Below are 11,751 nucleotides of genomic sequence, written 5' to 3' on the forward strand. Positions count from 1 at the left end.
CTTATCATGTCCAACGAATATAATTGCGGGGGACCGGGGGTCAGTCGCTCGGCTTATATCCCCACGGATAAATCCGGAGGCTTTACGCCGATTCTCGGTAATCTACGCGATTTGAAATTGAGGGTTGCCAAACCATGCAAAAAACCCACCTCACTTATTCCACGCTTCACTTAAATGTGAAACTCCGGGGAGCTGGGTTTCCGATTCTTTGCTTGCACGGACATCCGGGACACAGTGGCTGCATGTCTGTGTTTAGCGATCGCCTCTCCCACCGCTTCCAAATCATCGCCCCTGACTTGCGCGGCTATGGTAAAACCCGGGCGCAATCCCCCTTTCAGATGCGGGATCACCTGGAAGACTTGGACGCCTTGCTCGATCGCCTGAACCTGGATAAATATTTGCTCTTAGGCTGGTCTCTGGGCGGAATTCTCGCCCTCGAACTTGCCCTGAGACATCCGCATCGGGTCACGGGATTGATTTTAGTCGCCTCAGCGGCGCGCCCGCGCAGTAGCCATCCCCCAGTGAGTTGGCAAGATTTGTTTTTTACCGGGGTGGCGGGGATTATCAACCGGATTAAACCGAGTTGGCAATGGAATATCGACACTTTTGCCAAGCGATCGCTGTTGCGCTATCTGATTGCCCAACATACCCCCCTGGCTTATCGCTATTTAGCCTTGGAAGGCACCTCCGCCTATTTGCAAACTCATCGTCACGCTCAACAAGCCCTGAATGCTGCACTGAAAGCTGGCTACAACCGACTGGACGAGTTGCCCCAAATTCAATGTCCCGCCTTAGTCCTTGCTGGGGCAGCGGACCGACACATTACCGCAGAAGCGAGCCGCGAAACTGCAGAGCGCCTCAATCGGTGCCAGTGGACATGCTACCCCAATACCGCGCATTTATTTCCTTGGGAAATACCAGATCGAGTGTTGTGGGATATCGAGCAGTGGATCGCTGCCCATCCCGAAGTGGTTGCACCAGCAGGGTGGGAGTCTGGTTGAACGGTCCGAGTCCAATTACATTTGACCGCTGAACACCGGGGCGGATCCTCGGTGGGCCATCTCCCCAACTTCGTCGAAAATCGTCAGGTTGTCCGGTTTGCACCGTTTAATCCCATAACCGATGCCCTGCGCGCCTTCTTGCTCGAGGTCTTCTAAATAGCCGGCGATCGCTGCTTCGGCTTCTTTCTTGGACAGAAACGGGCCGAAGTAGTAGGTGCAGCGGGGCTTGTCCGTGGAAATTTCTACCCAGCAAGCCAATCCGAGAATGTCGATCAAGCTGATTAAGAGTTCTTTGAGTCCTTTCATGGGAGTCCCCCTTTTACTAATTGGTTATGAAGTTTTACACAGGTTTTCCGGGAGCGAAGCTTGTTACATTTCTTTATACTCCGTTGTATTTATTTTTTCAATGACATTTTTCTTTACATTTCCCCTAGAGAGCGATCGCTGACGATGGATCTCGTAGAGGGCCATTCCCGTAGCTACAGAGACGTTCAAGCTGGGGGTTTTCCCGGGGAGGGGAATCGACACCAGCATGTCGCAGTGCTGCTGGGTCAGCAAACTCAGACCTTTGCCTTCGGATCCGACCACCAAAACCGTTGGGTCGGAAAAATCCACGGTATGTAACGGTTGGGTGGCATCGTCGGCGGTCCCGTAAATCCAAAATCCCGCTGCTTTCAATTCTTCCAACGCTCTGGCGAGATTGACGACCCGCGCCACCGGAAAAGATTCTAAAGCCCCCGCCGCCACTTTCATCACGGTGGAGGTGATCCCTACCGCCCTGCGTTGCGGGATCGCCAAGCCTTGCGCGCCGATCGCCTCGGCGGTGCGGACGATCGCGCCTAAGTTGTGAGGGTCGGTAATCCCATCACAAACGACCAACAGGGGTTGGTGGGAGAGGGAAAATGCTTTATCAATCAAATCGCTCAATTCCCAGTAGGCGTAGGGGGAGATTTGCGCCACGACCCCTTGGTGATTCGCGCCTGTGGCGATTTGGTCGAGGCGTCGGTAATCCACTTCATCCACGATGGTTCCCGTGGATTTGGTTTCATTGATTAAGGTGTGAAAGCGGGGATCGTAGCGCAGTTGCGGTGTAATCCAGATTCGATGCAGCTTGTGCTGCTCTTCCAGGGCCGCCAACACGGGATGGCGACCGTAAATCAGGTCGTTTTGCTCGCCCTCGCGTTCTGCAGAAGGCTCAGAACCTCGAGAGGACGGCGGTTTACCGCTCCTTCGGTTGGTTTTCAAGCGCGGCTTGCGACTCGAATGCTTTTCTGAGTTTAATCTTGGTTTTTTCCCTGGCATGTCATCGATTGTTAACTTTTACGGCGAGTTCTGAGGGTGAAAATGGCTCCTTCTCAGGAAGCTCGGCACTCAGACAAATTGAAAATCGGCAATTGAGAACGATCGCGCAACCTCGGTGGGCGATCGCGGAGGCGGAAATAGATTGCCAATTGTAGATTGTTCGTTGCTCATTGTTCGTCTGCACGAAAGCGCCTCATTCGGGGGTGAGGCGGGAAAAGATAGGCAACACCTCGCGGTAGTGTCGGCGCGCGCGAGGGAAAGCACCCCACAGAAAAATCAGGGTTTTTCCACCGACGCTTCTGTAGTGACATCTTCTTTCCCGAGCAGATCGAACAGTTCGCTCAACCGCTCGGGATCGCTGAGGTACAAATATCCCATTAAGGTTTCCAGGCTGGTTGCCTTGCGGTAAATTTCCGCATTGATGCGCTTCGGCCCTCCCGTGGCGGCGTTGCGTCCGCGTCTTAAAATTTCTAATTCGTGATTGGTGAGGTGGGGTTCGAGGGATCGCAGTGTCTCCGCCTGACTTTCCGCTCGCACTTTCGACACCACTTGATTATGATAGAGCTTTGCCCGCTTTGGCGGGAGCAAACAAGCGGCTCGAATGTAAAGCTCGTACACCGCATCGCCCAAATATGCTAAAGCCACCGGTGATAGTTGCTGCAATTGTTTCCCAGACAAGACGTTGACTGGTAGCCGCAGGCACAATCCCTCTGGGCGATCGCACCGCTGATTTGACTCTGGGTTTGGTGACATGCTCCCCATCTTCGACGTTACAGACCGCGATTGCTCTGCCGAGTTTTGAACGGCTTACGCCGTCAGCGAAGCATTTCTCTTGGCACAGCAATTCCCGGCTTCCATTCGATTAACTCCCCATTTATTGTAATGCTAAATTTTCGTCAACCGCAGCTTTTCTGCATTTCCCGGCCAAAAGCTGCTTGAGAGTGGTTGGTTCACTTGCACCGAGTTTCTGTTCCCCCGATCCGACGGGATTCGGGGAGTTCCCCTCGATCTCGGTGTGCTATCTTTTATTTTTATCTGACATTATAACATTATCGAGAATATTTGGGAACGCGAATTTCCGGACATTTCTGCTCCCCACTAGCTTTTGCCATCCGGCATTGTCCCGGCCTTGGTTAAATTTTATACCTTTCGTCCAGGGCGGCAGTATCCGGGGCAACATGTGCCCTGCCCCTCGGCGATCGCAAACAAGCTATCCAGTACCGAGCACTGGATAGCCTTTTTTCCCTTCTTTTCGTTTAAAGACTCAAGAGCTTTTGACGTTCTCGAGTGCGGTTTCCACAGAAGGTTGCAAGGATAAAAACTGCTCTAAGCGAACCAGTTTAACCGTTTGAGTGACGCGGGGATTGGTGACAATTTGCAAGGTACCTCCAGCATTTTGAGCTTTTTTGACTAGCTGCACTAAAGCACCTAACCCCGAACTGTCAACAAAATCTATCTTGGACAAATCCAAAATGATGTTACTCGGTCCGTCATCAATACACTTACCGAGCGCTTTCCGAAAAGTTGCTTCGGAAAAGGCGTCCAGTAAGCCGGTGAGGCGGAATAGTTGGTATTTGTTCCCGACTTCGCGCGTGCCTCGAAGGCTAACGGTCAGGGTAAGTGGCTCAGGAATAACGCCCTCCTAGCTGCATACTCCTAAAATCGACGCTCTAGTATAGAGGCTTTCTCGCCTTTTGTCTATAGGCGAGGCTGAAAAATTTAATTTGTACATTTTATAGTTGACGATCGACTCGATCCCGAGCGATCGCCAGTGACCGAGGGGAAAAACAACAGAGCCGCGCTCTTGTTTTTCGCATCCATCGGGGATCTGCCTTAGCGGCGGTTGCCAAGCCACTGCCCCGCAAGGGAGGGCGCGCTGTTGGGATCGAAATCCCCGAGCGAGCGGCCCGACCGCCCTAGGCAACGCGCGCAGTGTGCTTGTGCTTACAGACGACTATCATAACACAGGCCGGATCGCTTTTTCGGGAATGGGGCAAGACGGGTCATTGCTGCCCCACCGCCCTGCTTTGCGCTCCCCATTCCCCTGCCAGATTTTTCCCTCTCGGCAGAAATATCCCTCAATTGTCCCTCAGTTGGGGGGGGGGGGAAATTCTGCCGTCACTGGCTCAACGCCAGTTTTCGCGGTGGGGCGGAAAACTGCGACTCCCGTGACATTCCCAGGGCGCAAACTAACCGAGCGCTTTTGACCCCTGGCGCGTTTGTCGCATTGATTCTACGAATCGCTCAAAAATATAGTCAGCGTCGTGAGGACCTGGACTCGCTTCCGGGTGGTACTGCACGGAAAATATCGGCAGGGTTTTGTGACGCATGCCCGCCACCGTGCGATCGTTGAGGTTGAGATGGGTCACTTCCACGCTATCTGCGGCTAATGATTCGGCATTGAGCGCGAAACTGTGATTTTGGCTGGTAATCTCTACCTGACGCTGCAACCCGGCGGGTTGATTTAAGCCGCGATGGCCAAATTTGAGCTTAAAGGTGTCGGCCCCCATCGACAAGCCGAGAATTTGGTGTCCCAAACAAATGCCAAACATCGGTTTGTTACTGGCGAGCAGTTTTTTCGTGGTTTCGATCCCCTCTTGCACGGCGGCGGGGTCTCCCGGACCGTTGGAGAGAAAAATTCCGTCGGGATTATATTTCAGGATGTCTTCGGCGGAGGTATTCGCGGGCACCACGATGACTCGGCACCCATAAGTGGCTAATCGTCGCAGGATATTGCGCTTGATGCCAAAATCAATGGCGACCACGGTGAAGGTTTCGCCGTTGGAGGAGCTTTGCGGGTTAAATTCCCACGGGGCATCGGTTCTGCGACCCCATTCGTAGATTTTGTCCGTGGTGACTTCCGGCACGAGATTCAAGCCTCTCATGCTCGGCGCGGCTTGGACTTGCGCCAGCAATTCAGCCGGATCGAGAATTTCGGTAGAAATGCCCCCGTTCATGGCCCCGACGATGCGAATTTTGCGGGTCAGCGATCGCGTGTCGATGCCGTAAATTCCGGGAATGTTGTGTTCTTTTAGGTATTCGGGCAATCCTTGGGTGGATCGCCAGTTGCTCGGTCGCTTGCAGATGTTGCGGGCGATCGCCCCTTTCACTTGCGGGTGGTTCGATTCTTCGTCTTCGGGATTGACCCCGGTGTTTCCCAGTTCGGGATAGGTGAAGGTGACGATCTGTCCGCAATAGCTCGGATCGGTCAACACTTCCTGATAGCCCGTCATCCCGGTATTGAATACCACTTCCCCAATGGTGGTGCCGGTGGCTCCAAACGACCAACCGCGATAAGACGTTCCATCTGCCAAAACGAGCAAGGCAGGTGTATCGGCAGAAAGCGACATAGAAACCTCTTTTCCTAATTCGATGTCAGTTGTCAGTTGTCAATTGTCAGCGGTCAGTTTTTTATTGTCAATTGTTCGGTTTTGTTGACACCTGACCCCTGAGTGTGACTTCCACTACTCGGCATTATCCCATGAGTTTTTTGGACTGGGGCATTCTTCCCTAGGGGAAATGTGGGCAGGCGATCGCAAATCCGCCCCGCGCCTCCTCTTCACCGCACCTCACTTAAGCGAGAAATTCGCCAATTCCCCCACCTCTCCCGCCGCCCTTTCGTCTTCCCATAGAGAAGCCATTAATCGTGTCTCTACACTGCAAAATCATTCCACTCCTTGCCGAACCATTAAAATAGATTTAAGTTTCTCCTTTGCCGGGGGAATTCTAAATTAAAGCCCTAAATCCCCTCCTACGCCGTTTTCATTTCCACACCCTGCCAAACGTCTTGATAAAAAAAACTCCGATGAACAAACTCTGTGCCCTACTTGTTGCCATCATCAGCCTTACTCCACTCTCCACCGGCACCCTCGCCCAGGAATATGAAGGCTGTTTTATGATCGATGGCGATGGAAATGTCATCAAATTAAACAACCTTTGCCCGGAAGAACCCCCCGTCCCCACCACCACTACCACCACCACCAACCCCGAAGGCGTCTTCCAAATTCCCATCAAACGTCGTGAGGGAGGCATTCCCGTGGTGGATGTGGTTTTTAATGGCAACGAAGCGGGCGAAATGCTCTTCGATACCGGTGCGAGTGCCACCTTGATTGCCCCTTCCACCGCCGAAAAACTCAATTTGGTTCCCTTCGATACTGCCCGCATCGCTACCGCTAGTGCCTCGGATATCGAAGTCGAGGTAGCGCGCCTCAATTCTTTACAAGTCGGCGATGCGATCCTCGAACAAGTCCTGGTGACGATCGCCCCTCCGGAAGTGGAAGACGGATTGCAAGGAATGGGACTGTTAGGACAAAATTTCTATGGCCAGTATGATATCACCATTAAAGAAGATGTCATCGAATTGAGAGTTAGAAATTAACCCGCTCTAATTATTCGGGACAAGGCAATGCCTTGTCCCGATAATTCGTGCAACTAGCGCGCAAGAAACGCGGAATTTTCCGATTATCCTTCCAGAAACTTCACTAACTGTTCCAACTTCGTCCAAGCGGCACCGCTTTGCAGGATATCCCGAGCTAAGGCAATGCCTTGGGTACAATCTCCCATCGGCACCACACCGCCGACTTGTAGGGCAAAGGCGGCATTGAACGCCACGATATCCCGTTGGGGTTGGGTTGCGCCGCCTTGAAGCAGCGATCGCAAAATTTCCACATTTTCCTCCAAGTCACCGCCGCGTATGGCGTCGGTGGGTGCCCGTTGCAACCCCACTTCTTCCGGGGCGATGCTGGTTAATTTCACTTCCCCATCTGACAAAATCGCCAAGTCGGTGATTTCGGCTAATCCCGCTTCGTCGAGTTTCTCTCGCCCATGCATCACGATCGCCAACTTTGGCCCTAATTGCTTCAACGCCTCGGCGATCGGCTGCACTAAATTGGGATCGCACACGCCGATTGTCTGGCCGGTGGGATGCAGGGGATTCACCAACGGCCCTAATAAATTAAAAACCGTTCGCACTTTTAAGGTTCGCCGCATCGGTGCTACTACCTTCAGCGCCGGATGCCAACCGGGAGCATACAAAAAGGTGATGCCCACTTCATCCAGTGCCGCCACAACTTTCTCCTCTGGCGCATTCAAGTTCACTCCCAACGCTTCGAGTACGTCGGCGGATCCCACTTTACTCGAGGCGGATCGATTGCCGTGCTTGGCGAGTGCAACTCCCGCCGCTGCGGCTACAAACGCCACTGCAGTGGAAATATTAAAGGTGGAGGCTCCATCGCCCCCGGTTCCACAGGTATCGATAACAGGGGTTTTTCCATTGGGCGATCGCTTCTCAATCCCGCCGGCAGATTGGGACTGCAATACTTTCGCCATCCCCGCCAGTTCTTCCGCCGATACGCTTTTCGCTTGCAAAGCGGCTAAAATCGCCCCGGAAAGCACTGGGGGAATGTCTTCGTTAAGCCATCCTTGCATCAGTTGACTGGCTTGCTGGCGGTTGAGAGATTGTTTGTCTAATAACTGTTGCAGCAAATTCGGCCAATTCACCGGGGCGCTGGATTCCGCTGCTGGGTCGATTTCTTTTAAAGTTGAAGGAGAATAGGTCATAGCTTGGTTGATTGCTCTGGCACTGCGCTCAGTTGAATATCCCAATCTGTCAATTTTATCCGGTTCTGGATCGAGGTAGGGTGGGAATTTCCCAATTTTACCGCGATAAACTGGGGCAAACTCTGGCACAACCACAGGCATGTTTTCTCTTTGCTGTGTTTCTTCATCGCTTTAACCTGGATTTGGATTGAGTTTTGGGGTTTGCCACTTATGTGTAGGAAAAAACCCGGGGGCGATCGCTTCTCCATTTTTGCGGCAATAACGATGGGGGTTGACTCTGGTTTAACCGATTGATTTTTCCGCCGATTTTTGGTTGGCGAGGGGGTGTAGTTTCGTTCAGTTGGTGGGCATCCCTGCCATCGGTGAATCACACCTCAACCAATTTTTGCGATCGTAGGCGGGGCAAAATTTTCCCGCCGATGGGCGCAAGGAGAAAATCCAGCAACCGGGGGATGAGATATTAAAATCAAGGGGTATCGGTTGGGGGATGGTTGTGAAAAACTTTCGTTACGGGTTAGAGATTGGAGAATATGTCGCGATCGCTGGCGCAATCGCCGGATCGGTGTGGGCTAGCATTTCTGGAGAAATCCTCTATGCTGTAGCACCCATTTCTCTGGCGCTGGTGTTGAGTCTGATGGATCGCCGTTTGCTCAGACGCGAGTACCGCCAAAACATCGATCGGGCGATGATGCGGGTTGAGCAAGACACCGGCATCAGTATGGGAGAACAGCAGGATTTGCATCAAGAATTAGAGAAAGTGGTGGCGGCGTTGCGACAGGTGCGATCGCAGCAGAAAAGTGTAGAACAAGCTTTGGTACCGATGAAAAATCAGGTGGAAGAGCTATCCCAAGAGTTTAGAACCCGCCCGGAATTGGAACAAATTGAAAGTTTGACGGCGGTGATTACAGCTCTGCAACAGTGTATTGACGGACTTCCGTCTCCAGGAGGAATGCAAGAGCAAATGGGGGAACTCGAAGGACAAATCGTACAGGCGATCGCTCGCATTCCTTCTATCGTAGAAGTGGAAGTGCAGCAGCAGTTAGAAAAACAATTTCCCGACGGAAGCAGCTAAAATCAAGTATTGTTTTTTCGATGCGGTTTCAAGTTTCAATTCTCGAGGGTTTCGAGTATTGCGCCGTAACTGAACTATCACCAACCCGTTAAATATGAGCGTCACAACTATCGCCCCGCCCACTGCTAGATTAATTGAAGTATTCTCCGCGATTCAAGGGGAAGGACTAAATGTGGGAACGAGGCAAATTTTTATTCGGTTTGGGTTATGCGATTTGCGCTGTGATTTTTGCGACAGCGCCCATACCTGGGAAGCGCCGGACACTTGTCGCCGGGAAAAAACACCGGGCGATCGCGATTTTGAAATTCATTCCAATCCGATTTCTTTGCCTGAATTACTGGAATGGATCGGGGCGCAAGATGAACCGAATTTACACGATAGTATCAGCCTCACCGGGGGGGAACCGTTGCTCCATGCGTCGTTTTTAAAAGAGTTTTTGCCGCAAGTTAAACGGCGGACTGGATTGCCGATTTATTTGGAAACGGGGGGGCATCGTCCGCAACAGTTAAAAAGTATTATTTCCGCACTCGATTCGGTGGGCATGGATCTGAAATTGCCCAGTGTCAGTGGGGAAACCCATTGGGAGGCGCACCGGGAATTTCTCCAGCTTTGTTGCTTAGCACAGATTGAGGTATTTGTCAAGATAATTATCAGCGATCGCACCTCCCTGACGGATTTGCAACGCGCCGCCGAGTTGGTTGCCGGTGTCAGCGCCGAGGTGCCGATATTTTTGCAACCCGTTACCCCCTTAACTCCCGCAGAAGCGGGGCGATTCGGCAGCAAGATGCCCCCAAAAATGGAGCCACCAGCACCGACAAAGGTGCTGGCGTGGCAGGCGTTGATGAAGGGTTGGCACAAGCCGGTGCGGGTGGTGCCCCAAACCCATAAACTGTTAAGTCAGTTGTAATCGCGTTCAACAGGCAGTGGTTAGTACACCGTTTCGGTGTTGGTGGCAGCTTCTCGGGCGGCTTTGACTTTGGCTTTGGCTTTCGCAGCGCTGCGTTTGAGCGCTTGCAGTCGCGCCTCGTATTTTGCCCGTTGCCGTTTTTTCGGGGTTTGTTCGATTAAGGCTTTTAGGGCACTACCGAGACTTTTGTACGCATTGGGCAGAGAATAGCCAAACCGAGTGGCGATCGCGATGGCTTTCTCATCGGCTTCAATGGCTTCGGTGAGGGTGCGATCGCCGTTATTTTTCTGGTAAAGACGATATCCCGCCACGCCGCACAGGGCCAGCGCTAGCATCAGCAGCAACCCATCTTGCACCCAAAGTTCGCCTACCGCACCGCCTAAACCAATCGCCAGTGCAGCCATTTCCCATCCTTCTTTGGGAATGGTATCGTTTTGAATCCGCGCGACTTCATGCCAAAACAGCAAGTTGCGCTGATCCAGTGCAAGCTGCTCCCACTTTACTAAGTCCACTTGGATTTCTACCTGATCGCTGCCAATTTCTTCGCTTCGGATCAGGGGTGGATTAACCTCGATCGCTTTTTCCACCATCACCCAACTTTGTAACTCCGGTGGCAGTAAACCTTTTAACCGCCTTAGTTCGATCATGTCAGCTTTCGTAGTCGTATATGAGGTCATTTCCTCCAGCCCCAGAGAATTCGACATAAAAACAAGGGTATCACTGTTGGATCGTAGCTCTTTTTCGGTCAGAAGCACCACTCCTCCGGCGTGCGGGTTACTCTCCCTCGGCTCTGTCTCATTTTAAACGCCGATCGCTTGGGCCTGCATGGGGCAAGCTTTATCGCGGATTTGGATTGGCTTTTGCCCCGATCTCCCTGGTGCGAGAAAACCGAACTCTCGCCCAGAGCGATCGCTCTACCCCCGGATTCGCGATCGCTCTTTCTCCTCACCCCCCCACTCTTGTGATTTTTCTTGACAAAATTCTCAACTGTCACTATAATAACATCATTCTTTTGTCTCGTTTTCGCAACTCTAATTTGCAAGTTTATCCCGCCTGTTTACTTTGCCGTTGCCCTGGGTTAGGGTTTGATAACCCCACCCGGGCGAAGCCGCTAATTCCTTGTCTAAAGTCAATATTACTGGCTAAATTGTTGCTATTTTCCGATTTATTTCCCAGATAATGCGACAAGGGAAAACGAAAAAATAGCAAATTAAATGTCAAAAGCAGGTAAAATTGGGCGGGACAGATTGACCGGCATTTGATGGGTTGAACGAACCGATCGCTGATGGATCCTCGCATGGGTGCGCTCAAGTCGGTTTGGGGTGGGTGGCAATTGAGGAGAGAGGAAGGGTGACACAGATGTGGAATGGGTTAAGAATGAAAAGGCAACCGATCGCAGTGGCGATCGCGGCGGTGACGGGTTGCATGGTGGCATTACCGGCGATCGCCCAACTCGAAATCGGTGCGATCGAAGAAATTGCCGGGGACGAAACCTGCGCCGATACGGGCGGGATCCTCGCGTATGCCGAAAGCATCAACTATCGGGTTTATATCTGTAGCGACAAAGACGATCCGAGTCAAGCGAGACACTACCGAATTAGAAACAAAAACCAAGCGATCGGGATTAATCTCGAAGCGGTGGACTACAATCCGCAAAAGCCGGGATATTTTGAATTTGTCACCCCCAACAGCGTTTATGTCTTACAAATTCCCTCCGAACAAAATCCCGAACCCACAATGGGGGTGCAACTGCCCAATGGCGCGCAAGCGCAGGAAAAAATACAACGATATTTGAGTCGGTGAAGTCGGGAAAAATAACCGGGACAGAAGCAGCAGTAATCTGCCATATAACAATTAAAGCATTGCTTTTAAGCTTTGCCCCCATTATGAATATATTTTATCCCATCCCC

General features: G+C 52.0%; 13 protein-coding genes. 6 read left to right on the forward strand and 7 right to left on the reverse strand.

All coding sequences use genetic code 11. The features are described from left to right. Positions 1-134 precede the first annotated feature (134 nt). Positions 135-1,001 (forward strand): alpha/beta fold hydrolase, encoded by an 867-nt coding sequence (locus LKK83_RS11170; protein WP_324631189.1) that lies wholly within the window; start codon positions 135-137, stop codon positions 999-1,001. Positions 1,002-1,016: 15 nt separating this feature from the next. Here LKK83_RS11170 and LKK83_RS11175 read toward each other — a convergent pair whose 3' ends face one another. The 5 genes from LKK83_RS11175 to carA all read right to left on the reverse strand — a co-directional run bounded on the left by LKK83_RS11175 (position 1,017) and on the right by carA (position 5,653). Then, positions 1,017-1,307: a DUF1816 domain-containing protein gene (locus LKK83_RS11175; protein WP_324631190.1), complete on the reverse strand. Its 291-nt coding sequence runs from the start codon at positions 1,305-1,307 to the stop codon at positions 1,017-1,019. A 63-nt stretch (positions 1,308-1,370) separates the two neighbouring features. Continuing rightward, complete coding sequence (gene rlmB / locus LKK83_RS11180; RefSeq protein ID WP_442957305.1) at positions 1,371-2,303, reverse strand: 23S rRNA (guanosine(2251)-2'-O)-methyltransferase RlmB; 933 nt, start codon at positions 2,301-2,303, stop codon at positions 1,371-1,373. 276 nt (positions 2,304-2,579) lie between these two features. After that, on the reverse strand, positions 2,580-3,056 hold the full coding sequence (locus LKK83_RS11185; RefSeq protein WP_324631192.1) for a Mini-ribonuclease 3: 477 nt from the start codon (positions 3,054-3,056) through the stop codon (positions 2,580-2,582). Positions 3,057-3,567: 511 nt separating this feature from the next. Next, on the reverse strand, positions 3,568-3,936 hold the full coding sequence (locus LKK83_RS11190) for an STAS domain-containing protein (protein WP_324631201.1): 369 nt from the start codon (positions 3,934-3,936) through the stop codon (positions 3,568-3,570). Positions 3,937-4,492: 556 nt separating this feature from the next. After that, entirely contained in the window at positions 4,493-5,653 is a 1,161-nt protein-coding gene (gene carA, locus LKK83_RS11195; protein ID WP_324631193.1) for a glutamine-hydrolyzing carbamoyl-phosphate synthase small subunit, read from the reverse strand. A gap of 455 nt (positions 5,654-6,108) precedes the next feature. Here carA and LKK83_RS11200 point away from each other — a divergent pair, with 455 nt between their 5' ends. Beyond that, positions 6,109-6,681: a retropepsin-like aspartic protease family protein gene (locus LKK83_RS11200; protein ID WP_324631195.1), complete on the forward strand. Its 573-nt coding sequence runs from the start codon at positions 6,109-6,111 to the stop codon at positions 6,679-6,681. A gap of 83 nt (positions 6,682-6,764) precedes the next feature. Here the strand turns inward: LKK83_RS11200 and trpD are convergent, their stop codons facing one another. Further along, positions 6,765-7,862: an anthranilate phosphoribosyltransferase gene (gene trpD, locus LKK83_RS11205; RefSeq protein ID WP_324631202.1), complete on the reverse strand. Its 1,098-nt coding sequence runs from the start codon at positions 7,860-7,862 to the stop codon at positions 6,765-6,767. 493 nt (positions 7,863-8,355) lie between these two features. On the opposite strand from trpD, the gene LKK83_RS11210 reads away from it, so the two are divergent. Together LKK83_RS11210 and LKK83_RS11215 are read left to right on the forward strand one after the other, a co-directional pair. Beyond that, entirely contained in the window at positions 8,356-8,934 is a 579-nt protein-coding gene (locus LKK83_RS11210) for a hypothetical protein (protein ID WP_324631196.1), read from the forward strand. 94 nt (positions 8,935-9,028) lie between these two features. Beyond that, positions 9,029-9,841: a 7-carboxy-7-deazaguanine synthase QueE gene (locus tag LKK83_RS11215; RefSeq protein ID WP_324631197.1), complete on the forward strand. Its 813-nt coding sequence runs from the start codon at positions 9,029-9,031 to the stop codon at positions 9,839-9,841. Positions 9,842-9,861: 20 nt separating this feature from the next. Here LKK83_RS11215 and LKK83_RS11220 read toward each other — a convergent pair whose 3' ends face one another. Continuing rightward, complete coding sequence (locus LKK83_RS11220; RefSeq protein WP_324631198.1) at positions 9,862-10,518, reverse strand: DUF3318 domain-containing protein; 657 nt, start codon at positions 10,516-10,518, stop codon at positions 9,862-9,864. A gap of 90 nt (positions 10,519-10,608) precedes the next feature. Here LKK83_RS11220 and LKK83_RS11225 point away from each other — a divergent pair, with 90 nt between their 5' ends. Beyond that, positions 10,609-10,806, forward strand: coding sequence for a hypothetical protein (locus LKK83_RS11225; protein ID WP_324631199.1), 198 nt, complete (start codon positions 10,609-10,611; stop codon positions 10,804-10,806). A gap of 385 nt (positions 10,807-11,191) precedes the next feature. Beyond that, a complete protein-coding gene (locus LKK83_RS11230; RefSeq protein WP_324631200.1) occupies positions 11,192-11,644 on the forward strand; it encodes a hypothetical protein in 453 nt (150 codons plus the stop codon). Positions 11,645-11,751 lie beyond the last annotated feature (107 nt).

This window comes from Phormidium sp. CCY1219 (assembly GCF_035615515.1).
GTDB lineage: Bacteria > Cyanobacteriota > Cyanobacteriia > Cyanobacteriales > Laspinemataceae > CCY1219.